This is a genomic window from Leisingera sp. XS_AS12 (assembly GCF_041224635.1).
Lineage (GTDB): Bacteria > Pseudomonadota > Alphaproteobacteria > Rhodobacterales > Rhodobacteraceae > Leisingera.
Window position 1 is genome coordinate 59,753 of record NZ_JBGFGM010000128.1, and the last position, 26,178, is coordinate 85,930.

Annotated in this window: 25 protein-coding genes; 14 read left to right on the forward strand and 11 right to left on the reverse strand. The window is 62.6% G+C overall.

The features are described from left to right. Position 1: 1 nt before the first annotated feature. Positions 2 to 1,744, reverse strand: a complete 1,743-nt coding sequence (locus AB9K35_RS22270) for a heparinase II/III family protein (protein ID WP_369929566.1) — start codon at positions 1,742 to 1,744, stop codon at positions 2 to 4. 102 nt (positions 1,745 to 1,846) lie between these two features. After that, the gene (locus AB9K35_RS22275; RefSeq protein ID WP_369929568.1) at positions 1,847 to 3,109 is read right to left on the reverse strand and encodes an RsmB/NOP family class I SAM-dependent RNA methyltransferase; all 1,263 of its coding nucleotides are present in this window, start codon (positions 3,107 to 3,109) and stop codon (positions 1,847 to 1,849) included. Positions 3,110 to 3,204: 95 nt separating this feature from the next. Here AB9K35_RS22275 and AB9K35_RS22280 point away from each other — a divergent pair, with 95 nt between their 5' ends. Next, complete coding sequence (locus AB9K35_RS22280) at positions 3,205 to 3,393, forward strand: DUF1674 domain-containing protein (protein ID WP_222454250.1); 189 nt, start codon at positions 3,205 to 3,207, stop codon at positions 3,391 to 3,393. A gap of 116 nt (positions 3,394 to 3,509) precedes the next feature. Here the strand turns inward: AB9K35_RS22280 and dapB are convergent, their stop codons facing one another. Beyond that, a complete protein-coding gene (dapB, locus tag AB9K35_RS22285) occupies positions 3,510 to 4,319 on the reverse strand; it encodes a 4-hydroxy-tetrahydrodipicolinate reductase (protein WP_369929570.1) in 810 nt (269 codons plus the stop codon). An 86-nt stretch (positions 4,320 to 4,405) separates the two neighbouring features. On the opposite strand from dapB, the gene rbfA reads away from it, so the two are divergent. Both rbfA and AB9K35_RS22295 read left to right on the forward strand, forming a co-directional pair. Next, on the forward strand, positions 4,406 to 4,801 hold the full coding sequence (gene rbfA, locus AB9K35_RS22290) for a 30S ribosome-binding factor RbfA (RefSeq protein WP_222454252.1): 396 nt from the start codon (positions 4,406 to 4,408) through the stop codon (positions 4,799 to 4,801). Beyond that, positions 4,798 to 5,547 (forward strand): phosphodiester glycosidase family protein, encoded by a 750-nt coding sequence (locus AB9K35_RS22295; RefSeq protein WP_369929573.1) that lies wholly within the window; start codon positions 4,798 to 4,800, stop codon positions 5,545 to 5,547. Before rbfA ends, AB9K35_RS22295 begins: the two co-directional genes overlap by 4 nt. Before the next feature lie 99 nt (positions 5,548 to 5,646). On the opposite strand, the gene dnaA is transcribed toward AB9K35_RS22295, so the two are convergent. The 4 genes from dnaA to mutM all read right to left on the reverse strand — a co-directional run bounded on the left by dnaA (position 5,647) and on the right by mutM (position 9,758). Beyond that, the gene (dnaA, locus tag AB9K35_RS22300) at positions 5,647 to 7,041 is read right to left on the reverse strand and encodes a chromosomal replication initiator protein DnaA (RefSeq protein WP_369929575.1); all 1,395 of its coding nucleotides are present in this window, start codon (positions 7,039 to 7,041) and stop codon (positions 5,647 to 5,649) included. Positions 7,042 to 7,584: 543 nt separating this feature from the next. Then, positions 7,585 to 7,848, reverse strand: coding sequence for a 30S ribosomal protein S20 (gene rpsT, locus AB9K35_RS22305; RefSeq protein ID WP_008556347.1), 264 nt, complete (start codon positions 7,846 to 7,848; stop codon positions 7,585 to 7,587). Positions 7,849 to 8,066: 218 nt separating this feature from the next. Beyond that, the gene (locus tag AB9K35_RS22310; protein WP_222454255.1) at positions 8,067 to 8,843 is read right to left on the reverse strand and encodes an enoyl-CoA hydratase; all 777 of its coding nucleotides are present in this window, start codon (positions 8,841 to 8,843) and stop codon (positions 8,067 to 8,069) included. A gap of 63 nt (positions 8,844 to 8,906) precedes the next feature. After that, positions 8,907 to 9,758, reverse strand: coding sequence for a bifunctional DNA-formamidopyrimidine glycosylase/DNA-(apurinic or apyrimidinic site) lyase (gene mutM / locus AB9K35_RS22315; protein ID WP_369929578.1), 852 nt, complete (start codon positions 9,756 to 9,758; stop codon positions 8,907 to 8,909). Between the two features lie 86 nt (positions 9,759 to 9,844). Here mutM and ubiE point away from each other — a divergent pair, with 86 nt between their 5' ends. The 6 genes from ubiE to AB9K35_RS22345 all read left to right on the forward strand — a co-directional run bounded on the left by ubiE (position 9,845) and on the right by AB9K35_RS22345 (position 18,842). After that, on the forward strand, positions 9,845 to 10,597 hold the full coding sequence (ubiE, locus tag AB9K35_RS22320) for a bifunctional demethylmenaquinone methyltransferase/2-methoxy-6-polyprenyl-1,4-benzoquinol methylase UbiE (protein ID WP_369929580.1): 753 nt from the start codon (positions 9,845 to 9,847) through the stop codon (positions 10,595 to 10,597). Between the two features lie 3 nt (positions 10,598 to 10,600). Further along, complete coding sequence (gene ubiB, locus AB9K35_RS22325) at positions 10,601 to 12,127, forward strand: 2-polyprenylphenol 6-hydroxylase (protein WP_369929582.1); 1,527 nt, start codon at positions 10,601 to 10,603, stop codon at positions 12,125 to 12,127. Positions 12,128 to 12,327: 200 nt separating this feature from the next. Further along, positions 12,328 to 13,773: an ATP-binding protein gene (locus AB9K35_RS22330; RefSeq protein WP_369929584.1), complete on the forward strand. Its 1,446-nt coding sequence runs from the start codon at positions 12,328 to 12,330 to the stop codon at positions 13,771 to 13,773. Next, positions 13,766 to 14,155, forward strand: a complete 390-nt coding sequence (locus AB9K35_RS22335; protein WP_369929586.1) for a response regulator — start codon at positions 13,766 to 13,768, stop codon at positions 14,153 to 14,155. The genes AB9K35_RS22330 and AB9K35_RS22335 overlap by 8 nt, the downstream gene beginning before the upstream one ends. 92 nt (positions 14,156 to 14,247) lie before the next feature. Next, entirely contained in the window at positions 14,248 to 17,544 is a 3,297-nt protein-coding gene (locus AB9K35_RS22340; RefSeq protein ID WP_369929588.1) for a chemotaxis protein CheB, read from the forward strand. A 116-nt stretch (positions 17,545 to 17,660) separates the two neighbouring features. Then, positions 17,661 to 18,842, forward strand: a complete 1,182-nt coding sequence (locus AB9K35_RS22345; protein WP_369929590.1) for an ATP-binding protein — start codon at positions 17,661 to 17,663, stop codon at positions 18,840 to 18,842. An 11-nt stretch (positions 18,843 to 18,853) separates the two neighbouring features. Here the strand turns inward: AB9K35_RS22345 and AB9K35_RS22350 are convergent, their stop codons facing one another. Both AB9K35_RS22350 and AB9K35_RS22355 read right to left on the reverse strand, forming a co-directional pair. Further along, on the reverse strand, positions 18,854 to 19,276 hold the full coding sequence (locus AB9K35_RS22350; protein WP_222454263.1) for a response regulator: 423 nt from the start codon (positions 19,274 to 19,276) through the stop codon (positions 18,854 to 18,856). Between the two features lie 346 nt (positions 19,277 to 19,622). Then, on the reverse strand, positions 19,623 to 20,798 hold the full coding sequence (locus tag AB9K35_RS22355; RefSeq protein WP_369929592.1) for an acetyl-CoA C-acyltransferase family protein: 1,176 nt from the start codon (positions 20,796 to 20,798) through the stop codon (positions 19,623 to 19,625). A gap of 148 nt (positions 20,799 to 20,946) precedes the next feature. Here AB9K35_RS22355 and AB9K35_RS22360 point away from each other — a divergent pair, with 148 nt between their 5' ends. Then, on the forward strand, positions 20,947 to 21,513 hold the full coding sequence (locus tag AB9K35_RS22360; RefSeq protein ID WP_222454265.1) for an XRE family transcriptional regulator: 567 nt from the start codon (positions 20,947 to 20,949) through the stop codon (positions 21,511 to 21,513). A gap of 187 nt (positions 21,514 to 21,700) precedes the next feature. Next, the gene (locus AB9K35_RS22365) at positions 21,701 to 21,907 is read left to right on the forward strand and encodes a cold-shock protein (protein WP_222454266.1); all 207 of its coding nucleotides are present in this window, start codon (positions 21,701 to 21,703) and stop codon (positions 21,905 to 21,907) included. 78 nt (positions 21,908 to 21,985) lie between these two features. Here AB9K35_RS22365 and AB9K35_RS22370 read toward each other — a convergent pair whose 3' ends face one another. Continuing rightward, positions 21,986 to 22,387 (reverse strand): VOC family protein, encoded by a 402-nt coding sequence (locus AB9K35_RS22370; RefSeq protein WP_222454267.1) that lies wholly within the window; start codon positions 22,385 to 22,387, stop codon positions 21,986 to 21,988. A gap of 165 nt (positions 22,388 to 22,552) precedes the next feature. On the opposite strand from AB9K35_RS22370, the gene AB9K35_RS22375 reads away from it, so the two are divergent. Both AB9K35_RS22375 and tdh read left to right on the forward strand, forming a co-directional pair. Then, positions 22,553 to 23,737, forward strand: coding sequence for a glycine C-acetyltransferase (locus AB9K35_RS22375; protein WP_369929595.1), 1,185 nt, complete (start codon positions 22,553 to 22,555; stop codon positions 23,735 to 23,737). A gap of 17 nt (positions 23,738 to 23,754) precedes the next feature. Next, entirely contained in the window at positions 23,755 to 24,783 is a 1,029-nt protein-coding gene (gene tdh, locus AB9K35_RS22380) for an L-threonine 3-dehydrogenase (protein ID WP_222454690.1), read from the forward strand. Positions 24,784 to 24,852: 69 nt separating this feature from the next. On the opposite strand, the gene AB9K35_RS22385 is transcribed toward tdh, so the two are convergent. Further along, positions 24,853 to 25,581, reverse strand: a complete 729-nt coding sequence (locus tag AB9K35_RS22385) for a metallophosphoesterase family protein (RefSeq protein WP_369929597.1) — start codon at positions 25,579 to 25,581, stop codon at positions 24,853 to 24,855. A 155-nt stretch (positions 25,582 to 25,736) separates the two neighbouring features. On the opposite strand from AB9K35_RS22385, the gene AB9K35_RS22390 reads away from it, so the two are divergent. After that, positions 25,737 to 26,135 carry a hypothetical protein gene (locus AB9K35_RS22390; RefSeq protein ID WP_369929599.1) on the forward strand — a complete coding sequence of 133 codons (399 nt, stop codon included), beginning with the start codon at positions 25,737 to 25,739 and terminating at the stop codon, positions 26,133 to 26,135. Positions 26,136 to 26,178 lie beyond the last annotated feature (43 nt).

Consider the following 26,178-nt stretch of genomic DNA (forward strand, 5'->3'; position numbering starts at 1 on the left):
CTCAGTCAAACGTCTCGGGTTCGTCCCGGTTCAGGTCTCGCACGGCAATCGCAGTCTCCTGCGCCTTGCTGAGCGTCCACCGGACGCGGGTGGCATACTGCATCGCCCGCCCGGATAAAACGATCTGCATTGCCGCACGCGGCTTCAAGCGGGTCTTTTCCAGGTAAACGCTTGGCTCCAGCCGCAGCTGACAGGCGCCATCATGGCGGAACACCCAGATTTCCCCGCTCTTGAGCGCCATGGATACCGCCGCGCCGCCCAAGTCAAGGGTTGCATCCACATCCGGGTGCAGATGCAACCGAATATCAAAGGCAACACCGCCCTCCGGGCTGGTTTTGCAGATCTTGTCGAAACGACGCTTGGCGGCGTCTTCCAGCGCCACCAGCATGTCTTCGCCGCTCAGGGTCCGCCCATCGAAGGACAGGTCCAGTGTCCGCGCATGGGTGAGGCCAAACTGGTGCACATAGCCGTTGTGCCCGCCCTGAAAGCGGCTGCCGTCCGCCAGGTCGCTCAGCTCCAGCGGCACATCATCCGGGGCCTCGATCAGCTGCTCGTGGCCGGTGGTCTTGTGCGGGGGCGCCAGGCGGGCGCTGGAGTGCCCTTCGATGCACAGGGTGGTATGCGATGGCGTCGCGCGTCCGGCCCGACGCCATTCGACACCGAAAGTTTCCCCCGAGCCGCAGTTGACGATCAGCGGTCGCCGTCCGGAGGTCAGTTCGAACGCCAGTGTCGACGCATGACCGGAATTGGACGCCCGCCCGCTAGGTGGCGCCGAAGCATCGACAATGACGGAGGTACGCCGCGCCGCCAGACGGGCATAGCCCATCGCGAGACCGTCAGCCTTGCGGGCGGGGATCTGGCTGGCGGCCAACGCGTGATCCAGCCGGCCTTCCAGACCACGCCCACCGCCGTGGAAACGCGCCAGACCACCATCGCTGTGTCGCAGCGTGCGCAGGGTCGGCGCAATCCGTTCGATCGCAGCGAGATGGGCGGCAGGGACGGTACGGCCGGCTTCACGTAACGCGGCGGCCGCCCAGATCAGCAAGGTAAAGACCTCTAGCAATTCCTCGGGGTTGCGCGTCGGCACCCCGCCCTGCAGATCGATCTGCGCATCGCATTCCGACGCCAGCGCCCGCACCGCCGGGTCCGCCAGCTCCTCGCGGCCCTGCAAAGCGAGGCCCGCATAGATCAACCCGCAAAGCGCCTCGAACCGGGGCAACCCCGGCGCTGCCCCCTGCCAGCGTTGGGCCAGGTACCAGGTTTGCCGTGACAGGGACCGATAGAAGGCTTCGGTTTCCGCCCTGTCCTTGCCGCTCAGCAGAAAGAGCGCGTGGTTGATCCAGCGGATCACCCGCCGCCCCGTGAGATCCGGCAGCCAAGCAACACCGCCGCCGGTTCCATGCTGCTCTATCCAGCCCCAGACCCATTTCTGCGCCTTGGCGCGGGCTTTGAAATCCCCGACCGCTGCCAGATCGTCCAACCAGGCAAACCCATGTCGTTCACAGTCGAAGGCGGCATCCGGGGCGGCGACTTCCCACAAGCCGGTATCCGCCGATTCCACCAGGTAACCGGCAAAAAGCAGGTTGCCCGCCACGAGCTGACGACCGCGCGCAAAACTGCCGATCGTGCGCGGTTCGGGTTGCGACACAAAGCCTGTCGCCGCCGGTTCCTTGCGCGCACGCCAAGCATAATACCGGTTCAACAGCCGGGTGCCTCGCCCCGCCAATCTGTCATATGTGGACATGCTCTATCTGCCTCACGCCAAAGCCTTTCGGGGGCGTTTTGGCGAAAGCATAGCGCGCAGCGAACGGCAAGTCACCGGCGAATGGTCAGGCTGTCCGGTGGCTCAGCCGGATTTGCGCAGAAGCGCCATGTAGAAGCCGTCCATGCCGCCGCGATCAGACCAGTAATCCGGGCGCAGCCGCAGGCCGCCCTCTTCGGTGATCCAGTCCGCCTCAACCCCCGGCACGGCCAGCGCGGCGCGGTCGGCGGTCATGTCCGGGAACATCTCCAACGCGTCTTCCACCTGGCACTCCCCCTCGTCCGGCAGCAGCGAGCAGGTGCAGAACATCAGCCGTCCGCCGGGTTTCACCAGGCTCCAGGCATGGGCCAGCATCTGCGCCTGCAGTTCGATCAACGCGCCGAACTCGCTGCCGTCCTTGGCGTGCGGCAGATCCGGGTGTCGGCGAATGGTCCCCGTTGCGGAACACGGCGCGTCCAGCAACACCGCATCATATTGGCCGGTCTGCTGCAGCGCATCGCCGACAATCAGGTCTGCCGACAATCCTGTCCGCGCGAGATTCTCCTGCAAGCGCGCCGCCCGGGACGCCGAGGCGTCCACTGCCGTGACATTGGCGCCAGCCGCGGCCATCTGCATGGTCTTGCCGCCCGGCGCGGCGCAGAGGTCCAGCACGCGTTCCCCCGGCTGTACGTCGAGAATGCGCGCAGGCAGCGCCGCGGCGGCATCCTGAACCCACCAATCCCCCGCAGAATAGCCCGGCAACGCCGAGACCTGCCCGGCAGTGGCCAGCCGGATCGAGCCGGTGGGCAGGCGTTCGCCTCCCAGCGCAGTCAGATCCGCTTGCGGCTTGCCCGTGATGTCCAGCGGCGCACCGGCCAGATGCGCGGCCTCGATCGCCAGCATGGTCTCCGCCCCCCAGGCTTGGGCCAGGGGTTTTCGCAACCAGTTGGGCAGCCGCGGCACCCGCAGCTTGGCCCATTCCGCCGCCCCCTCAGCCGCCACTTTGCGCAGCACGGCATTGACCATGCCCTTCAGCTGCCCATGGCGGCGATGCCCGGACACCAGTGCAACCAGATCGTTGACCACGCCATGCGCCGCACCGCCGGCACAAAGCTCCACCGTGCCCAGTCGCAGGACATTCATCACCGTCAGCGGCGGAGCCTTCTTCAGGTACTTCTTCAGAACCCGGTCCGCCCGCTCCAGGCTGCGCAGGGTCTCGACCGCCAGCCGCTGTGCCCGCGCGCGCTCTTCGGGCGCCAGCTTCTCCAGCGCGCCGGCAGCATAGCATTCAGCCAGCAGGCGCCCCTCTCCCAATACCTGGTCAAGCAGGTAGACCGCGGTACGACGGGGGGTGTTGGCGTTCGACATCAGGCAGCTCCTCAGGGCGCGGGGTGTTTGCACGGCACAGGTTGTTTGCGCGGGACAGGGGCGTATATCATGCACGCAGCATAAAGGAACCCGCGATGAGCGAAGACACCAAAGTCAATACAGCCCTGCCCGCCGCCGCCCAACGCGCCCTGGCAGAGGCCGAAGAACGCCGCAAGGCCGCCGCCCAGGAAACGCCCGCTCCCAAGGAATTGGGCGGCCGCGACGGACCCGACCCCGCGCGCTATGGCGACTGGGAGAAAAAGGGCATCGCGATCGACTTCTGAGCGCACTGGCGGAGGGGCCGCCTCCGCCTTGCGCGGTCAGCGTATCAAAGACCAGGTGAAGGGCGGCCGGGCGCGCCTAGCGAGCCCGGCCGCGGCCAACCCCTCGATGGACGGGTTTACAGCCCCAGAACATCCACCATGTCGTATTGCCCCGGGGCCTTGCCTTGCCCCCACAGCGCCGCCTTCAGCGCGCCGCGGGCAAAGATTGCACGGTCCGTGGCGACGTGACGCAAAACGATCCGCTCGCCTGCGGCCGCAAACAACACGTCATGCTCGCCGACGATGTCTCCACCGCGAATTGCGATGAAGCCGATGTCACCGCGCTTGCGCGCCCCGGTAATGCCGTCACGCCCCGAGTCGCGCACATCCGCCAGCTTGACCCCGCGCCCCTCGGCTGCGGCCTCGCCGAGCATCAGCGCAGTCCCGGAGGGCGCATCGACCTTGTGATGGTGATGCGCCTCTATCACTTCGATGTCGAAATCTTCATCCAATGCCGCCGCAACCTTCTTGGTCAGCTGAACCAGCAGGTTGACCCCCAGGCTCATGTTGCCGGCCCGGATAATGGCGGTCTGGCGCGCCGCAGGCTCCAGGTCCGCGATTTCCTCGTCGCTCATGCCGGTGGTGCCGATCACATGTACCACGCCTGCCTCGGCGGCCAGCTTGGCAAAGGCCAGTGTCGCCGCAGGTGCCGTGAAATCGATCACCGCCTGGGCACCGGAAAAGGCAGCCTTGGCGTCCGCCGTGACCTTCACACCCACCGGAGTGCCGCCCATCGCCTCGCCTACGTCGCGACCGATCCAGGCGTGGCCCTCGCGTTCCACCGCGGCGACCAGAGACGCCCTGTCGCTGTCCAGCACCGTCTTGATCAGCATCTGTCCCATGCGGCCCGAGGCGCCGGTAATCACGATCCCTGGTTTGTCAGTCATTGACCCATTCCCTTGTTCAAGCTGGTTTTGTCCTACAATGCCGGGCAGCGCTTGGCAAAGGCGGCGATCCGGCTTAGATCGGAAGCATGGCAAAGAACAAATTCCACGATGGCCCCGGCCCCTCGCAGCGGCAGCTTCGCGTCGGCGAACTGATCCGCCGTACCCTTTCGGAAGTGCTGGCGCGTGGCGACGTGCATGACCCCGACCTCAATCGCATGTCGATCACCGTCGGCGAAGTACGTACCTCGCCCGACCTGAAGATCGCCACCGCCTTTGTGCTGCCGCTCGGCGGCAAGGGGCAGGAGGACGTGCTGAAGCTGCTGGCCCGCAACAAGGGTGAGCTGCGCCGGGCGGTGGGCAAGAAGCTGGGACTGAAATTCACACCTGACCTGCGGTTCCGCCTGGACGAAACCTTCGACCAGATGGACGACACCCGCCGGATGCTGAGCCAGGACGCGGTCCGCCGCGACGTGGAAGAGTGATCCGAAGGGCGGCGCTTGCACTGGCCGCCTGGCTGGCGGCCTCGTCCGCCGGGGCGGTGGAATGCAATAACGTCTCCTATGACGGCAACCGCTACGCGATCTGCGAGGTGGACGCCTCCGAGGAACAGCTGCAGCTGTTCCTGCGCAACGACGACGGGCAGGTCATCGGTCATTTCTCGACCCTGGAGAAACTGCTGGCGCAACAGGGCAAAACGCTGCCTTTTGCGACCAATGCAGGCATGTACCACAGCAGCCGCGCGCCGGTCGGCCTCTATGTCGAGGATGGCGCGGAAGAGATGCGGCTGGTGACGAATGCAGGCCCCGGTAATTTCGGCCTGCTGCCCAACGGCGTCTTCTGCATCCGCGAAGATCGTGCCGACGTGATGGAAACCCTCGCGTTTCAGAAGGCCGCGCCTGACTGTCGGCATGCGAGCCAGTCCGGCCCGATGCTGGTGATCGACGGCGAGCTGCATCCGCGCTTCCTGCCGGATTCTGACAGTCGCTACATCCGCAACGGCGTCGGCACCTCGGCTGACGGACGCCGCGTGGTGTTCGCAATTTCCCGTAACGCGGTGAGCTTTCATCAGTTCGGCAGCCTGTTTCGCGACCATCTGCAACTGCCCAACGCGCTCTATTTCGACGGAAACATCTCGCGCCTGCATGCGCCTCAGCTGGACCGCAGCGATGCCGGTTTCATGATGGGACCGATCGTCGGCGTGGTCGAAAAGACCGAAACCTCCGACTGAGCCGTTACTTCCCCGCGCGGCAACAGCATTTCCAAAAATCCCCAACAAAAAACGGCCCCGGAAATCCGGGGCCGCAGGGCATTGGGGTGCGGTTGCGCCTCAGGCTTCCAGTGAGCGGCGCAGCATTTCAACGTCTTCGGCGATCTGCCCATCGGTGAGCTTCAACTCTTCGATGCGCTTGACGCCGTGCATGACGGTGGTGTGGTCACGCCCGCCAAAGCGGCGGCCGATCTCGGGCAGCGAGCGGCTGGTCAGCTGCTTGCAGAGATACATCGCCACCTGCCGCGGACGCGCATAGGAGCGCAGGCGCTTGGGGCCGATGATGTCGGACATGCGGATGTTATAGTACTCCGACACCTTGCGCTGGATCTCCTCGACCGTGATCTTGCGCTCGGAGGCGCGCAGCACGTCGGCAAGGCAGTCCTGGGTCAGGTCCATGTCGATCTCGCGGCCAACCAGCGACGCAAAGGCAAACAGCCGGGTCAGCGCGCCTTCGAGCACGCGCACGTTGGTCGAGATCCGATGTGCCAGGAACTCCAGCACGCCGTCGGCGATCTGCAGGTCCGGATAGGTCTCGCGCTGCTGCTGAACCTTGGTCTGCAGGATGCCCAGACGCAGTTCGTAGTCGGTCGGATGCAGGTCCACGACCAAGCCGCACTGCAGGCGGGATTTCACCCGATCCTCCAGATCCTTGATCTCGCCCGGCGCGCGGTCGGCGGAGATGATGATCTGCTTGTTCTGATCGACCAGCGCGTTGAAGGTGTGGAAGAATTCCTCTTGAGTGGAATCCTTGCCGGCGATGAACTGAACGTCATCCACCATCAGAACGTCGACCGAGCGGAACAGGTGCTTGAAGTCCATCATGCGACGCTCACGCAGGGCCTGCACGAAACGATACATGAACTGTTCCGCCGACAGGTACAGAACATTCAGCGACGGGTTCTTCTCTTTCAGCTCCCAGGCGATGGCGTGCATCAGGTGGGTCTTACCCAGACCCACGCCGCCATACAGAACCAGCGGGTTGAAGGTGACCGGGCCACCCTCGCCGACGCGACGTGCAGCGGCGTGCGCCAGCTCGTTCGGCTTGCCGACCACGAAGCTGTCAAAGGTGAAACGCGGATCCAGAGGCGCCGCCTGAAAGGCCTCCAGCGTTTCCTTGCCCGGCGCGGAGCCGGAAGCGGCCGAGTCAGCCGTCTCCGCCACGGCATGGGCAGGGTGTGCCGCCGTCGCCTCGGCCGGGCGCGCGGGAGCGTTCGCAACCACCCGGAACGCCAGGCGCTGTACCGCCTCGCCGGACATCGTCAGCTCATGCAGGATCAGATCTGCAAAGTTCTGGCTGACATAATTGCCCATAAAATTCGTCGGCACCTTGAAGACGGCAACACCGCCGTCCACGGCATCAAACTCCAGTGGCTCGATCCAGGTCGTGTAGTTGTTTTGGCCAACCGTTTTCAGCAGCCGGTTTCTGACCTGTCCCCATTTTTCTTCCGTCATGCAGTGCCTCTCGCATCCCCAAAAAAGCAGCAGCCCATTTGCAAGGCCAATTCTCTCGTTTCCCCGCCGCCGCGGGGACGACCACTCAACAGGAGATTGTGTGCGGACCGCATGGCAGCCGCATTGCCCGAAGGCAGATCGTTCGGTTGGAAACAGAAAAAACACCGCTCAAAGCGGCGCACCTGCCGTCACGAACCCTATCGTACACAATCAGGACATGGCTGCTGTTAACGCTTAACAGCAGTCGGAGCTGGCCAGAACCTGCATTAAAATGCGGTCTGTCCAGTCAACTCGGCAACCTTGATGCCCGTCAAGGTTGCCCTAGCAGCCTGTCCCCCCAGCGAGTGAATCGCTGATATAGTGGTAGCAATTTGCAGGGGGGGGCAGCAACGAAACTATGATGTTGACTCTGCCTTTGGGGATAAAGAATCCCTCCGCCGATAGCGCGCCCTGACAGGCTTTTCCCAAAAAATCAGGGCGCTGCAAACTGCAACGCCCTGACAGGTTTTTCGGTTGTTCGAGTCGCTCCCGAAGGGTCGATCCTCAGCCCAGCGCTTTGACGCGAGCGGACAGGCGGGAGATTTTCCGCGAAGCGGTGTTTTTGTGGTACACGCCCTTGGTGACACCGCGCATCAGTTCCGGCTGAGCTGCGCGCAGGGCTGCGGTTGCAGCTTCCTTGTCACCGGACGCGATGGCTTCTTCTACTTTACGCAGGAAGGTACGGATGCGCGAACGACGGGCTTTGTTGACGGCAAAGCGCTTTTCGTTCTGACGTGCGCGCTTCTTGGCCTGGGGCGAATTTGCCATGGTGTCTGACCTTATCTTCGAGTTCTGTTTCTATCGGACGCAATGCCAGCCGAACCCGGATCGGACCACCGGTGTGATTCTAGCCTTGGCGGGCTGCACGCGCATGTATGACGGCGGCGTTTATCCAACTTGGGGCCTGAATGCAAGAGCGCCGTCCCCGGAAAGGAAAACGGCGGGCCAGACGGCCCGCCGCTATCCCAACTTCAAATGGTCCGGCGTTACTTGTCGCGGAACTGCGCTTCGCGCTTTTCGAGGAAAGCAGCCATGCCTTCCTTCTGGTCCTCGGTGGCAAACATCGAGTGGAATACGCGGCGCTCGAACAGCATGCCTTCGCTCAGCGGCACTTCGTAAGCGCGGTTGACCGATTCCTTCACCGCCATCGCCGTCAGCAGCGATTTTTCGGCGATCTTCTGGGCCGCCGCGGTGGCTTCCTCGATCAGCTTCTTGGCCGGAACCACGCGCGACACCAGGCCTGCGCGCTCGGCTTCCTCTGCGTTCATGAAGCGGCCGGTCAGGTTCATGTCCATCGACTTGGACTTGCCCACGAACCGGGTCAGGCGCTGGGTGCCGCCGATGCCGGCCACAACGCCCAGGTTGATCTCCGGCTGGCCGAACTTGGCGGTCTCGGCGGCAATGATGAAATCGCACAGCATCGCCAGCTCGCAACCGCCACCCAGCGCATAGCCTGCCACCGCCGCGATGATCGGCTTGCGGATGGCGCTGATGCGGTCGTTGGCCTCGGCAAAGAGGTTGGTGGAGTAGACCTCGGTAAAGGTCATCTCCGACATCTCCTTGATGTCGGCACCGGCGGCAAAGGCCTTTTCCGAGCCGGTGATCACGATGCAGCGCACCTTGTCGCTTGCGTCGGCCTCTTCCAGGGCTTCGCAAAGCTCTCCGAGAAGAGCCTGATTGAGCGCGTTCAACGCTTCCGGGCGGTTCAGTTTAATAAGGCAAACGTGGTCCTGCACATCGACGTTGATCGTCTCGTAGGCCATGGTTTCTCTTTCGGTTGTTCCGTTCAGATCCGAGTCCTTACCAAAAGGGTTCCGTGGATCAAGCTATCTTTGGCACTTTACACAGTAGAAGCTGGAGCGTCCGGATTGGGTGATTCTCGTCACTGTGCCGGTACATCCCTCGCGCCGACAGGGGGCATTTTCGCGGCCGTATACATCAAAGGAGTGCTGGAAATAGCCAAGCTCTCCAGAGGCTTGCCGGAAATCCTTGAGCGAGGAACCGCCTGCGCGGATCGCGTCCTCAAGCACGGCGCGGATGATCGGCACCAGCGCCGCCACCCGCGTCGCCGAAATCTGCCCGGCTTTGCGCCGCGGCGAGATCCCGGCCCGAAACAGCGCCTCGCAGACGTAGATGTTACCAAGGCCGGCGATGATTCCCTGATCCAGTAATGCCGATTTCACCGGCGTGTTACGCCCCTTGAAGGTGGCGATCAGGTGGTCCTCATGGAAGTCATTGCCAAGCGGCTCCGGCCCCAGCACCGCCAGCAGCTTGTGCTGCTCGGCGGTTGCCGTGTCCAGCAGGTCCATCGCCCCGAAACGGCGCGGATCGTTGAAGGTGATGCGCGCGCCATTGTCCATGTCGAGCACCACGTGATCGTGTTTTTCCGCCTGCGGGTGATCATGCGCGAACTGGCCCAGCGGGTCACCCGACACCGTCATCCGGCCGGACATGCCCAGATGGATCAGCAGCGTCTCGCCGCTGTCCAGGTCCGCCAGGATGTATTTCGACCGCCGCCGCAACTGGTTGACCCGCGCACCGGTCAGCCGCTCTGCCATGCGCTCGGGAAACGGCCAGCGCAGGTCCGGCCGGTTCACCGCGGCACGGGCGATCACCGCGCCCTCCATGGCGGGCGCCAAACCGCGTTTCACAGTCTCGACCTCGGGCAATTCTGGCATTACACCCCTCCTGAACCAACGGGCCGCATTGTGCCTGCCCTCCAGCGCCTTATAACAAGGGCGAAACTCAGCAAACGGCAAGTGGCATGAGCAACAGCAGCGAAAACACCACCCATTTCGGCTTTGAAACAGTGCCGGAGGGCGAAAAGGCCGGCCGGGTGCAGGGGGTCTTCAACTCCGTCGCCTCGAAATACGACATCATGAACGATGTGATGAGCGTCGGCATCCACCGGGTCTGGAAAGACGCGATGATGGACTGGCTGGCGCCGCGCCCCGGCCAGCGGCTGCTGGATGTGGCAGGTGGCACCGGCGACATTTCCTTCCGCTTCCTCAAACGCGCGGGCCACGGGCATTCCACCGTACTCGACCTCACCCGCCCGATGCTGGAAGAGGGCCGCAAGCGGGCCGAAGCGGAACAAATGGCAGGCAGCCTCGACTGGGTGACCGGCGACGCGATGAAGCTGCCGTTCAAGGACAACACCTTTGATGTCTACACGATCTCCTTTGGCATCCGGAACGTCACCCGTCCGCAAGAAGCGCTGAACGAGGCCTACCGGGTGTTGAAGCCCGGCGGTCGCCTGATGGTGCTCGAATTCTCGCAGCTGCCGAACGACGGGCTGCAGAAACTGTATGACCTTTATTCCTTCAACGTGATTCCACGCATGGGCCAGCTGATCGCGGGCGACTACGACAGCTACCAATATCTGGTGGAATCGATCCGCAACTTCCCGGACCAGGAAACCTTCCTCGGCATGGTGAAGCAGGCCGGGTTCGAGAACGCCAAATACCGCAACCTGTCCATGGGCATCGCCTGCCTGCATTCCGGCTGGAAGATCTGACCCATGCGCGGCCCCCACAACATCCTGCGCCTGATCCGAACCGGCGCGACCTTCGAGCGGACGGGCGCCATGCAATCGGTGCTGGAAGCATTCGAGGCTCCAAAACCGATCCGGGTGCTGGCCCGGTTGCTTGGCTGGCCCTTCAAATGGCTGGGCTACAAGGGCGATCCTGCGATGCCTCCGGAAACCCGCGCGCTGAACGCATTGGGACCGGCCTATATCAAGTTCGGCCAGGTGCTCTCCACCCGCCCGGACGTGGTCGGCAAGGATCTGGCCAACCAGCTGCGCGTGCTGCAGGACAAGCTTCCACCGTTCTCGCGCGCCGAAGCCCTCGCCGAGGTGGAGCGCGAGCTGGGCCGCCCCGCCTCCGAGATTTTTTCGGATTTCAGCGATCCGATCGCCGCCGCCTCGATCGCGCAGGTCCATCGCGCCACCCTAGCCGAAACCGGCGAGGACGTGGCGGTGAAGGTGCTGCGTCCGGGCGTCGAGCGCGCCTTCAACCGCGATGTGGACGCCTTCTATTTCGCCGCGCGCATTGTCGATCTGTTTGCCCCCGGCGCACGGCGGCTGAAACCGATGGACGTGATCGAACATTTCGACGGCGTGGTCCAGGGCGAGCTTGACCTGCGTCTGGAAAGCGCCGCCGCCTCGGAGTTCGCGGCCAATACCGCTCAGGACGAAGGCTTTCAGCTGCCCGAGATCCGCTGGGCCTACTCTGCCCGTCGGGTGATGACGATGGGTTGGGCCGATGGCATCCCCCTGGGCGACAATGATGCGCTGGATGCCGCCGGCCATGACCGCAAGCTGCTGGCCAACAGGGTGCTGTCGCTCTTCTTGCGCCACGCCCTGCGCGACGGCTACTTCCATGCCGACATGCACCAGGGCAACCTGAAGGTGGCCGCCAATGGTGACATCATCGCCTATGACTTTGGTATCATGGGCCATATCGACGAATACACCCGCCGGGTCTATGCCGAGATCCTCTATGGTTTCATCAAACGCGACTACAAGCGCGTGGCCGAGGTGCATTTCGAAGCCGGATATGTGCCCGCGAACCAGGACGTCGATGAATTCGCGCGCGCCCTGCGCGCCGTTGGCGAGCCGATCTTCGGCATGGACGCCAGCCAGATCTCGATGGGGCGGTTGCTGAACTACCTGTTCGAGGTCACCGAACGGTTTGGCATGGAAACCCGCACCGAGTTGATCCTGCTGCAACGCACCATGGTGGTGGTCGAAGGCGTCGCCCGCTCTCTGGATCCCCATATCAACATCTGGGAAGCCGCCCGCCCCGTGGTCGAGGATTACATCAAGAAATCCATCGGCCCCCGTGCGGTGGCCAAGGATCTGCTGGAAACCGCCCAAGTGATGGCCCGGTTCGGCCCCCGGCTACCTGCACTTGTGGAACAGGCTCTGATTGCACAGGCGCAACAGCCGCAGCCGCCAAAACGCAGCAGCCACTGGGTGCTGCCCGCCCTGTTCGGTGCCGTCGGTGGAGCCGCGACAATCAGCATTCTGGCACAGATATTGTAGGTCTCTCAAAGGTCTTCCCGTCCCAGGCAGCTGCGCCGGTGGCGCGCAGACCTCGTACGAGGCGATGAATGTCGCAACGCTGAGACGATCATCGCCACAACCAAAAGATGTTCAGGCTGGCCACTTGGAGGTTTGCCACGAGCGCATCCATCGCGCTATGCATGGTTATGCTCAAGGCGGTTTTTCAAAGTCAGCTGAGTTTGCGGCTCATTGTGGCGTCGCTGGTCATCAGCTCCATCCTTTCGGTCTTTTCGACCGGCGTGCAGCTGTACCTGAGCTACGAAAGTCAGAAACGTGACGCCGCTGCCGGGCTGCAGCTGATCCGGGAAACCGTCTCGACCTCCCTGGCGCGCGGGCTTTGGGAATTCAACCAGGACATCGTGCAAACCATTCTGGAAGGTGTCCTGACCAGCGATTTCATTGACGGCGTCGCTCTCAGCACACCGACGGGAAACTCCTGGGAACTGGGCCGGAAGCAGCCGGACCAATATGACGAGGACATTCCGCTGACCTATACGCTTTCCACCGCCGAGAGCTTCCCGGTCGGCACGCTGAAGGTGTCCCTGGATTATTCCCGAATCCAACAACGAATCTGGAGCCAGTTGTGGACCACATTGGCCTCGAATATCGCCAAGGCCTATTTCGCTGCGCTGGCTCTGCTGCTGGTCTTTTACACGTTGGTGTCCCGTCATCTGGTTCGGGTTGCCGCGCATATTGATGCAAGCGACTCGGACGAGACGCCCCGCAAACTCACGCTGGACCGCACGCCACCTGCCATGCCGGACGAACTGGACACGCTGGTTGCCGCCTTCAACGACTACGAAGCCCGCATCGCACGTCAGATGGATGCGCTGAACAACGAGATTCGCGATCGACGCCGCGCGGAAAAAGAACGCGATGCGCTTTCAATTCACTCGGCCTTTCTGACCACGGTGAGTCATGAAATCCGCACCCCGCTGAATGCCATTCTCGGCCTGATGCATCTGATTGAACTGGCACCCGACAATCCGCCCAAGACACGACAGCACGCGCGCACGGCCCTGGCTGCGGGGCAGAACCTGCTGGAAATGCTGAACAACACGCTGGAGGCCGCGCGGCTGGAGGCCAAGGAGGTCAAGGTCAATCCCGTGAAAACGAACATCCGCGATCTCGCCGCCTACTGGTTGGAAACAACCCGCGCCGCAGTGCATCGACGCGGCAAGAGCGACAAGGTCGAGGCAACGTTGCACGTCGCGGATGATCTGGCACAATACTACCTGCTGGATGGCGCGCGCCTGTCTCAGGTGGTGGGCAACCTGACCGACAATGCCGCCAAGTTCACCAACGAGGGCGAAATACGCATCTCCGTGGAACTGGAGGAAGCCCCCGACGGCGCCTCTCCCCTGCAACTGCAGGTAAAGGTTCGCGACACGGGTGGCGGAATAGAAAAAAACGCGCAGAAGATGATATTTGATCGCTTCAGGCAAGTTGACCAAGGGTTGAAACGCCAGCATGATGGAGCGGGGCTTGGGTTGGCAATTTCCTCCGAAATCGCAGAACTTATGGGTGGGTCCCTGGAGCTGACCGAAGTCCCCAGAGACGGTTTCGCGACCGAATTCCTGTTTCTGATTCCAACCGAAGCAATAACGGAACCGGCCGATGAATAATCCGCGGAAAGTCCTGCTCGTAGAGAATGACGAATTCACGCGCTACATGATGCGCGAAATCATCCTGGCCCTTGGCGTCGACGTCGAGATCGCCGTGGATGGCCAGGAAAGCCTTGATATTCTGACCAAGACTCCCGATGCGTTTGGCCTGGTGTTGATGGACCTGCATATGCCGCGGGTTTCCGGCATCGATGCCACTCGACAGATCCGGGGCACCCGCTCGGATCCCCCCCGCAACGTCCCGATCATCGCCGTGACCGCAGATGTCGCGTACCACGACGATTCGATCGTCCGGGAACTGGGGATGAATGGATTCGCCTCCAAACCCGTTACACCGGGGCAATTGTTGAACTTGATCGACAAGTTCTGCCCGGCGGCCTGACAGGAACGGCATTTTCGGGAACCGGCCTCGGCTTTGACAGACAACTGACTGCATCCGGGCAGTAGCGGGGAACGAGTAAGGACAGGTTAAGCATGGAAGACCATAACCGGAACGAAGGCGCAGATCCTGCCGCGGGCGAGCAGGCAGAGCGTCCCGAGGGTGGTTCGCGCAACACGCTGGGGTATCATGTTGTCGGCATCGCCGCTTCCGCAGGCGGGCTGGAGGCCGTGTCGTCGCTGGTGCAGAACCTGCCCCGCTCCGCGGCGGCCATCTATGTTATCGCCCAGCACATGTCACCGACCCACAAGAGCATTCTGACCTCGCTCATCGTGAGCGAAACCACGCTGCCGGTGATCGAACTCTCCGGTGAGGTCACGCCGCAGGTCGGCACGATCTATGTCACCCCGCCCAACACCGATGTGATTTTTGACAGCGGCAAGCTGCGCCTGCGCAATCCCGCGGGGCATCCCGCCACGCCCAAGCCCTCGGCGGACCGCCTGTTCAAGAGCATGGCCGAAGCGTGCGGCGAAGATTGCGTGGGCATCGTGCTTTCCGGCACTGGCAGCGATGGCAGCTACGGTGTCCAGGCCATTCGCGAAAGCGGCGGCATTACCATCGCGCAGGAACCCGCTTCGGCCAAATACGACGGCATGCCGACCTCGGCTATCGAGACCGGCTGTGTCGACCTCACCCTGACGCCCGAGAAAATCGGCAAGCACTTCGAGAAAATCCTGGCCCAGCCGCGCAATCTGGAGCGGCTGCGCACGGTACCGCATGAGCCAACGAAACTGGGCGAACTCTTCGGGATCCTGCTGGCGCGGACACAGGTGGATTTCGCGAACTACAAGGAAAACACCCTGAACCGTCGCATCATGCGGCGGATGGCGGCCCTAGGCATCGAGGACTACGAAAGCTACGTCGACTACTGCCGCTCGAATGTCGAAGAGGTCGACGCCCTGCACCGGGACCTGCTGATTTCGGTCACCCGTTTCTTTCGTGACCCCGACCAGTTTCGCAAACTGTACGAACAATTGGAAAAGCAGCTGGCAATTCGCGCGCCTGGGCCGATCCGGGTCTGGGTGGCGGGCTGCGCCACCGGTGAAGAGGCCTACTCCATTGGCATCCTGATTGCCGAAATCCTCGGCGGCATCCAGGAGTTGACCAAGAACAATGTGCAGATTTTTGCCACCGACATCGATCAGAACGCCATCGAAGTCGGCCGCAAGGGAACCTACCCGCTTGCCGCGGCAGAAGATATTCCGGCGAATTACCTCAAGGAATATTTCATCGTCGGCGAAAACGACATTACCGTGCGACAGGAGCTGCGCAATGTAACCCTGTTTTCGCGGCACAACGTGTTCCAGGATCCTCCGTTCATCAACGTGAACCTCGTCACCATCCGGAACGTCCTGATCTATTTCAACCTGGCCCTGCAAGAACGGGTCCTGACCCGGCTGCACTACTCGATGGCGGCGGGGGGGCTCCTGTTTCTCGGAACCTCCGAATCCGTCGGGGAAATGGGCCTCTACTTCGATGCCCGGCAAGGCGCGGACAAGATCTTCGCAAAGCGGCGTGGCATCTCCGGGGAACTTACGGTCACTCCCAGCAATGCCGGTACCGGGTATCTGCGGACGCTGCACCAGCGCAAATCCCCGCAGCAAACAGCGAATGACCAGGCAACCCAGGCGGATCTTTCGCTCGCACGCGCCGTCGCCCCCAACGGGATGATCTGCACCCGCCACGGTGACATCATCGAGGTGCTGGGCGACATCAGCGCCTACAGTGAAATCAGGGCCGGCATTTCCACCTCCTTGAGTGTGAAAATGCTGATCGAACCCTTGCGCAGTGAGGCGGCAAGCCTGATCGCCATCGCCATTCGCAGCGAGACCCGCCGCGACGGCCGATGGCACCAGGTGTCGCTGCCCACGGGCAACCGGGTGCAATTGCAGGCGTTTCCCTTCTACCACCATCGCGGCGGCGAGGTTCACTGCCTGTTGGCGATCAATGCCAAGTTCGAAGAGGAGAAGGCGCTCAGCCTCGATCAGATTTCCGATAGCGACCAGCGGGAGTACGTCCAGCGCATGGAGCTGGAAATCCGCTCCACCCAGGAAGCATTGCAACAGACGATCGAGGAGTTGCAGACCGCCAACGAGGAGCTGCAATCCGCCAACGAGGAACTGCAGTCCACGAACGAGGAATTCCAGGCCACCAATGAGGAGTTGGAAACCTCCAACGAGGAATTGCAATCCACCAATGAAGAGCTGCTGACCGTCAACGAAGAGTTGCAGATCAGTTCAGCCGAACGCCAGGCGCTGGCCTCCGAGCTGGAAGCGACGCTGGCGTCGTCGCCCTACGCGGTGGCACTGGCCGACCAGGCACTTATCATCCGGCGACTGTCGCGGGTGGCGCTGGATGTCTTCGGCATCTCGGAACTGCCACCGACAGGCCTGCATCTCAGCCAATGCAACCTGCCGCGTGGTTTCCCGGCGCTGGCCCCGATTGCCAATGCCGTTCTGCGGCTGCAGGAAACCCGCCGCATACCGGTGCTGTCCAATGGCGACTACTTCACCCTCGTCATGTCACCGGTGCTGGATCAGCACCAGAAGCTGATCGGCATATCGATCACCATCACCCGGTACGACAACGAGCCCTTCAACAACGTCCTGCGTCTTGTCAGCAAGGTGGCGCGAGTCGGCTTCTGGACCCACAATCTGGATACCCAGGAAAGCTACCTGTCGCCGGAGACACACACTGTGCTGGGCATCGAAAATGCGCCGAAGGACATGACCTTCGAAGACATCCTCGCCCGTGCGCACCCCGAGGACCAGCCAGCCTTGCGCGCGGCGATCCAACAGCTGATCGAGCAAGGCGGCTCTTTCGAATTCGAGACCCGATTCTTTGATGACGCAGGCAGTACCCGCAAGCTCAATGGCAGCATGATGGTCTTCCGCGACTCATACGGGGACACTGTGCAGCTCATCGGTGTGTGCTGGGACCAAGCCAAACAGGATGAGCACAAGTTGATGCTGGATTGCAGCGCAACGGTTCAGGAACATCTGGGAATCGGTGTGTTCTCCTATGACGTGATCAACAATGTTCCGATCTGGAATCCCGGGATGTACGATATCCTGGATTATGACCGCAGCATCGAGATCTCATCGATAGAATTGCTGCTGCAGCGCATCCATCCCGAAGACCAGGGCCGGATCAAGGACCAGTTGCAGGGGACGCTGGTGCAGGGAACTCCGTTTCAGTCACAAGTCAGGCTGCTGAATGGCGAAGGATCGATACGGGCGGCAACCCTTGTGGTGGAAGCGAACCAGGACGACCACGGCAAGGTGACCCATGTGTTCGGCGGCCTGCAACTTTTCCCGGCAGCAGCCGGATGAAGCGTCCGGGCCAGCCAACAGCGGGAGCCGCCGCATGAAAACAGCCCTCTGCACATCGCCTCGCGATGCACGTCATCCAGGGCCGCGGCCGGGCCCGATGGCAACCGTATCCGTCAATGGCGACTGAGAACGAACAGCTCGCCTCCGATGTGTTGGGCAGCGCCTTCTTCGCGTCGCCCTACGCATCCATGATCCTCGACTGGGGAGGCCGGATCCTTGTCGCCAACAGGCGCGCGCAGCGCAGCTTCCACCCCTCTGCTTCCGCCACGGATCGGGAGCTGGCAGGCTTGCACCTGAGCGAATTGACCCGATGCGACGCAGACACCGTCCTGTCGCGCCTGCGCAAGGGTGCCGCCTCGGGCAACACCGGTTTTCCGATGATCGGCAATTCTGCGACCATACTCGCCCCGGAGACCGAATTCCGGGTCTCCCTCCTCCGTGCGGCGGCCAAGGGTGAACGGTTGATGTTGCTGACGCAGGATCAGCTAAGAGCGAATGCAGAATCGCTCCGCCAGATGAACGAATTGCGCAGCAAACTGCGCGGTGAATTGCGGCAGGCCCGCGAAGATATTCTGAGCCTTCAGGAAACCCTGCTGACCATGCAGGCCTTTGCCCGGGCAGCCTCCCACGATCTGCGCACCCCGATCGGCACGCTGATCGGATCGCTGCAGTTCTTTTCCGACAACTACGCCGACAATCTTCCGGGCAAGGCCCTGGAGTTTCTGCAACACATGAGCCGTGCCGCCCGGCAGATGGATCGATTGACGACGGAACTTCTGGACCACTCCGTTTCGACTGCCGCCGAGATGAAGTTGCAGGATGTGCGGCTTGAAGACGCCATCAAGGAAGCCTGCGACAGTCTCGAACAGCAATTGCAGACATGCGGGGCGCAGCTGGCGGTAACGGGCAAAAGCTGCCTTGTCTATGCCGAGCCGACGCTGCTGCACCTGGTGCTGACCAACATATTGTCCAATGCCATCAAGTATCGGGATCCGGCCCGGCCACTGGAGATCGAAATCGCGATGCAGGGCCGCGGCAGGGAGCAATGGTCGCTGTCGATTTCCGACAATGGCATCGGGTTATCCGAGGCCGACCGATACAAGATATTCCAGCCGTTTCATCGGGTGAACCCGGATATCGAGGGCAGCGGCATCGGCCTGTCCACCTGTGCCGAGATCTGCCGCCGTCACAAATGGGCTTTTGAGGCGCACGGCGAGCTTGGCCGCGGCGCCGTCTTCACGATTTCGGCGGGCGCTATCCGTCAGCCCTCAGATCCCGAGATTTTCACCGCCTGCTGAAGGCAGCCCGGTCACCTGATCGCGGCAATTCGCGGTGTCGTGGTGGACTGAGCGGTATCACTCGCACCCAATCGGCCGGTAACGTGGTCCACCATGCTCAGCAAATCCGGCAGGGCCACGGGCTTGCGCAGCACCCATCGGATGTTCTGGCTCAGGCCGAACAATTCGCCCCCCGTGAAAAGACGGCTGCCAGTGATGTAGACCACCGGCGCGTCGGGACAGCTCAGCGCGGCGTAGTCGGCGACGGGCAGCGAGGTTTCCTCGCCGATTTTCAGATCCAGTACCAGAACAGTCGGCGACATCTTCGACAGCGCGGAAATCGCCTCAGTACAGTTCGCGACCGCCGTGACCTCGTACCCAGCGTCTCGCAACGCAATCTCAAAGGTGAAGCGTGCGCCGACGTCATCTTCCAAAAGCAGGACTGTGGATGCCAAACTGCCCTCCAATCACACAGCTGCCCTGTGCTTCTACTGCGACAATCGCACTTTTTACGGTGACCCCATCAGCCACAACACAGATAGGCGAAAACAGCCGCAACGGAGCGACGAGCGGGAATCGCTAGTTTTCCACTGTGATATTGTATTCTACCTTAAATTGTCATTTGGGCACATAAAAACCTCATAAAGATTCGCAAACGCGTCATGGCGCCGGAAAACCCGCCTGCCGACGATCAGCCGACAGGTCGTTGCTGTGCTCGCCGCCCCCGGCGGGCGACGCGGGGAGGTCGTGGCCTGTGCCAACGCCCCCCTCAGTCGATTTTCGCGAGGAATGCCGCCTGCGTTAGAGGCGCTCAATAGCCAGCGCGATGCCCTGCCCGCCGCCGATGCACATCGTGATCAACCCACGACGGCCGCCAATGCGTTCCAGTTCATACAGCGCCTTCAGGGTTATGATGGCACCGGTTGCCCCGACCGGATGCCCCAGGGCGATGGCCCCACCGTTCGGATTCACCCGCGCGGGATCCAGCCCGAGTTCCTGGTTCACCGCCAGCGCCTGCGCGGCGAAGGCCTCGTTCGATTCGATGACATCGAAATCCGAAACGGCCAGACCGGTGCGTTCCAACAGGTTGCGGACCGCCGGAACCGGGCCGATCCCCATGACCTCCGGGCGCACGCCAGCATGCGCATAGCCGAGAACCCGTGCCTTGGGTTTCAACCCGGCCTGTTCAGCTGCTTGCGCCGTCGCCAGGACCAGTGCCGCCGCACCATCGTTGATGCCGCTGGCATTCCCGGCCGTGACCCGCCCATCCTTCTGAAACACCGGGCGCAACCCAGCGAGAGCTTCGGCGCTTGTCGCCTTTGGATGCTCGTCCACCTCGAAGGGCACGAGCTCGCGCTTGACCTTGACCTCCACCGGAGTGATCTGGGTTTTGAAATGCCCCGCCTCGATCGCCGCGGCGGCACGGTTCTGACTGGTGATGGCAAAGGCATCCATCTGTTCGCGGCTGATACCATGCTCATCAGCGACGTTTTCGGCAGTCACCCCCATGTGCCCGGTGCCAAAGGGGCAATTCAGCGCCCCCAACATCATGTCGAGCGCCTTCACATCCCCCATCTTGGCGCCCCAGCGGCTCTGCTGAAGGATGTAGGGGCTGCGCGACATGTTCTCTGCCCCGCCCGCCAACGCAAACTCCGCATCACCCATTGCCAGCGACTGATAGGCCGAGATGATGGCCTGCACGCCAGAGCCGCACAGCCGGTTCACATTCATCGCGGGCACCGCATCCGGCACCCCGGCCTGCATCGCCGCCACGCGGCTCAGGTACATGTCACGCGGTGCGGTGTTGATGATATGGCCGAACACCACATGACCGATCTGGCCGCCCTCGACGCCGGATCGCTCCAGCGCCGCGCGGGACACGGTGGTGGCAAGGTCAATCGGCGCAGTGCTGGCCAGCGCGCCGCCAAAGGTGCCAATGGCCGTGCGGGCGCCATCCAGGATCACGATGTCACGCATTGTCTTTCTCCTCATCCGGTTTGGCGACACTATGCACCCGCAGCATCAACCTGTCTGCCGGGACGTACCGTCACGCGCGCCCGCGCCGTGGCCCCGCCGTGTGTCGCGGCAATTGACAAACCCGGCCCGGCAGCGCAGAGAATCCGTCATGACGGAAAACACAGACGATATCCTGACCCTGCTTCCCGCGCGCCTGAAAGAGGCCCGGCGTGCCCAAGGCCTGAGCCTTGAGGCCGTGGCCAATCTCTCCGGTGTCAGCCGCTCCATGGTGAGCCAGATCGAACGCGGCGAAAGCTCGCCGACCATCGCAACCCTCTGGAACCTCACGCGGGCGTTGCAGGTGGATTTCGCCGGCCTGCTGGAAGCCGGCGACATGCAGGACCGGATCGAGGTGTTGCGCGCTGCCGATGTGCCGAAGATCGAGAACATGGGCCAGGGCTGTCGCATCCGCATCTTGTCTCCACCCGAGGATGCCGGCGGGCACGAGGTTTACGACATCCGTTTTGATCAGGGGGGCGCGCTGAACAGCCAGCCCCACACACGCGGCACCGTGGAACAGCTGACCGCGCTCGAAGGGACGGTCACGGTGGTTTCCGGCAAGGCCCAGGACCGGCTGCAAGCAGGCGACACGGCGCGCTATGCCGCCGATGTTGCCCATGCAATCACCGCACCAGACGGGCCAGCGCGGGTGTTCCTGATCGTCAAGAACGCCTGACGCCCAGACAGGCAGTTTTAGATTTCCTCTTGAACGACTCGGGACCAAGCTCCATATGTGGGGGGCTTACGTTATTCTTGTCGATCCACTGTCTCCCGTTTCTACGGCGTTATCAGTCTCTCGATCCAGACCGACTACGCCAGGCTGCCGCACCAACGCGGGCAGCACAAACTAGGAGACTACGGATATGGCCACTGGCACCGTAAAATGGTTCAACACCACCAAAGGCTACGGCTTCATCGCACCCGAAGGCGGCAGCAAAGACGTGTTCGTGCACATCTCTGCTGTGGAACGTTCGGGCCTGACCGGCCTGGCAGACAACCAGAAAGTAAACTTCGACATCGAGCCCGGCCGTGACGGCCGCGAGTCGGCAGTGAACCTGGAACTGGCATAAGCCAGGCTGCCTTTCGCAGTATTGCAGCGCGGTCCCCGAAAGGGGGCCGCGTTTTTCGTTGCAGCAGCCTCAAAACCCTCAACTGCCAGTCAGATCGGTCCAGGGCTGCGGCTGCCACAGCTCCACCTTGTTGCCCTCCGGATCCATGATCCAGGCGAACTGGCCATTTTCATGGCTTTCCGGCCCCTGCAGGATTGGGACACCCGCTTCCTGCAGCTGCGCGACCATCGCCGCCATGTCATCAATCCGGTAGTTGATCATGAATCCCGCCGTGCTGGGGCTGAACCAGTCGCCATCCGGCGCTGCCGTGGCCCAGACCGTCAGGCCGCCGTCCTCGGCCCGGTCCTCCTGCCAACTGAGGACAGCGCCGCCGAAGTCGGTCAGCCGCATCCCCAGATGATCGCGATACCACTCCGCCAGCGCCTGCTTGTCGCCGCGCGCCTTGATGAACACCCCGCCAATTCCCGTGACCCGCGCCATGGCTGCACCCTCCCCGCTGCTGCGCAGGAACTTAGCCCGTCTGGGCGATATTTCACCGTCACCTCCAGTTTTGCGGAATTTTTTCCGGGATAGTGAAATCCCGTATTTCGGAACTCAATCCGTTATGCTAGAAGCTCGACTCGGAACACATGAGGGAGCTTGCGCATGTCCACTGCATTTCTGACCGACATCTCCAACACTCTGACCCAGATCGAGGGCGAAGGACTGTACAAGCGCGAGCGAATGATCACCTCCCCGCAGGGGGGCGAGATCACCGTTGGGGGCCGGTCGGTGATCAACCTGTGCGCCAACAACTACCTTGGCCTAGCCGACCACCCCGACCTGATCCGAGCTGCCCGCGACGCGATGGAGCCGAAGGGATTCGGCATGGCCTCCGTCCGCTTCATCTGCGGCACCCAGGACATTCACCGAGAGCTGGAGCAGCGGCTGGCGAAATTCCTGGGCAAGGATGACTCGATCCTGTTCGCCGCCTGTTTCGACGCTAACGGCGGGCTGTTCGAGCCGCTGTTGGGGCCGGAGGACGCGATCATCTCTGACAGCCTGAACCACGCCTCAATCATCGACGGCATCCGCCTGTGCAAGGCCAAGCGCTACCGCTACATGAACAGTGACATGAACGATCTGGAGGCCTGGCTGAAGCAGGCCCGCGAGGATGGCGCGCGCCATATCATGATCGCGACCGACGGCGTGTTCTCCATGGACGGCTACCTGGCCAAGCTGCCGGAGATCCGGGCGCTGGCCGATAAATATGACGCCGTGGTGATGGTGGACGACTGCCACGCAACCGGCTTCATGGGGGCGACGGGTGCGGGCACGCCGGAACACTTCGGAGTGGACGTGGACATCGTCACCGGAACTTTGGGCAAAGCACTTGGGGGGGCCATCGGCGGTTATATCGCCGGGCCGCAGCCAGTGATCGACCTGCTGCGGCAGCGGGCGCGGCCCTATCTGTTCTCCAATTCGCTGCCGCCATCGATTGTTGCTGCCGGGCTGGAGGCGATCCGACTGGTCGAGGAAGGCGACGGGCTGCGCGCGCAGCTGTTCGAGAATGCGCGCTACTGGCGCGCGAGTCTGGAAAAGCTGGGCTTTGACCTCCTGCCGGGTGAGCATCCGATCATCCCGGTGATGCTGGGGGAAGCACAGCTGGCGCAGGACATGGCCGCGCGGCTGTTCGACGAGGGCGTCTATGTCTCGGGCTTCTTCTTCCCGGTGGTGCCGCGCGGACAGGCGCGGATCCGCACGCAGATGAACGCGGCGCTGACCCGCGAAGAGCTGGATCGGGCCTTGGCCGCCTTTGGCAAGGTCGGCAAGGATTTGGGGGTGATCTGATGAGCCGTCCGAACACGATGAAGGCGCTGGAGAAAAGCCATCCGCAGGAGGGCCTGTGGATGGTGCAGGCGCCGGTGCCGGAAATCGGCCCCGACGAGGTGCTGATCAAGGTGAAGAAGACCGGCATCTGCGGCACCGATATTCACATATGGAACTGGGATGATTGGGCGTCGCACACCGTGCCGGTGCCGATGATCACCGGCCATGAGTTCGCAGGCGAGATCGTCGAGATCGGTCGCAACGTTACCGATCTGGCCGTGGGCCAGCGCTGCTCCGGCGAAGGGCATCTGATCAAGACGGATTCGCGCCAGAGCCGGGCCGGCAAATTCCACCTCGACCCCGGCACCCGCGGTATCGGGGTGAATGAGCAGGGCGCCTTTGCCGAGTATTTGAAGCTGCCCGCCTTCAACGTGGTGCCGCTGCCCGATGACGTGCCGGATGAGATCGGCGCCATCCTCGACCCCTTGGGCAACGCGGTGCATACGGCGCTGAGCTTTGATCTGTTGGGCGAGGATGTGCTGATCACCGGCGCGGGTCCGATCGGCATCATGGCAGCGGCGGTGGCAAAACACGCCGGCGCGCGCCATGTGGTGATCACCGACATCAACCCGGACCGGCTGAAGCTCGCGGCCCATGTGGTGCCCGCCGTGCGCACGGTGGATGTATCCAAGGAAGAGCTGCCGGATGTGATCCATGAGTTGGGCATGAAACAGGGGTTCGACGTCGGGCTGGAAATGTCCGGCAGCCAGGCGGCGCTGGACCAGATGGTCGAGGCGCTGGTGATGGGCGGCCGGATTGCCCTCCTGGGCATTCCGCCGGGGAAGTCGCCGGTCGACTGGTCGCGCATCGTCTTCAAGGCGATCACCATCAAGGGCGTCTATGGTCGCGAGATGTTCGAGACCTGGTACAAGATGATCGCGATGCTGCAGAACGGACTGGATGTCAGCCGGGTCATCACCCACCGGTTCGGCGTTGATGATTTTGCCGAAGGATTCGCCGCGATGAAATCCGGTGCCAGCGGCAAGGTGGTGCTGGACTGGACCTGACCTGCGTTGAGGGGGCGCTGCCCCCTCGCGCCGCCTGCAACGGACCCCTCTTTCCAGAAGGAAACCGGCTTACGGGGTGAGCGGCTGGCGCCCCTCCTCCGTCAGCAGCCAGCAATCGCGGCCTTCGAAAACGGCCACGGTCAGCGGATGGCCGTAGCCGGCCCCGGTGTCGAGGTTGACCCGGTTGCCGTGATGCTCGGCCCGTTTCACATGAGTATGGCCATGCACCACCAGCCAGGGGTGGGCGCGGGTGTCCGTCAGGAACTCCTGCCGGATCCAGACCAGATCATTTTCCACCTGCTGATCGAGCGATACCCCGGGGCGGATACCAGCGTGGACGAACAGCAGCTCGCCCTCCTGGTGGAACGTCTTCAGACCATCCAGAAACATGCAGTGCTCCGATGGAACCGCAGCGCGGGCGCGATCGTGAACCTCGTGGATACGTTCCCGCTCAGCCACGTCGACGCCGTAGGATTGCAGGGTTTCTACCCCTCCAATGCGCGGATGCAGCCAGTGGTATCCGACCAGCAGCCGGTCATCGTTGCGCGGATGATCCTCCATGAACATGGAAAACATCCGGTCGTGATTGCCCTTGATGCAGACCCAATTGCGGCCGGCAGCCATTCCCTGCGCCAAGCAATCGACTACTCCGCGGCTGTCGGGCCCACGGTCACAATAGTCACCGAGGAAGACAACCCGCGCGTCAGGTCCGCCGTCGGCTTCGATCCGCTGCAACGCGTCGTCCAGCATGGCGCGCTGCCCATGAATGTCACCGATGGCGTAGATTGGGGCGGTCATCAAAACCTCCTATGGCGTGGGTTTGCAGCGTAGATGCCGGATTGACGGAGAGGGCTCAACCCTTGCTGGTTCACAACCGGACTGGCCGACGCAGGAAATCGGCCCATTTCAAGACAATGCTTATTTTGCATCCACAAAACCCGGAGGGAAGAGTGATGAAGGGAATTGCACGCTGGTTCATGCTGCTTGCGCTGATTTCGGTTCTGGCCGGCATGGTTTGGGGAATACAGATGTCTGCAAGCAAGGATCACCTGTTGTCGCCGGCCCATGGGCACCTCAACCTGCTGGGCTGGGTCAGCTGCTCGATCTTCGCGTTCTACTATCACGTGCTGCCCGGCGCGTCCGTCGGCCTGCTGCCCCGGCTGCATCTGGCAGGGTCGGTGCTGACATTGCTGCTTCTGGTGCCCGGCATTCCGCTGGCAATCCTTGAGCGCACGGAAGTGCTGGCGCAGATCGGATCGCTGGTTGCACTGGCGTCGATGGCGATTTTCGCCGCTGTCGTGTTGCACGGCACCCCGGCCCAATCACGCGAGACGGTGCCGCAAGGAGGCTAAAGACGGCAAACGCCCCCGCAGCGGACTGCGGGGGCGCTCGCAT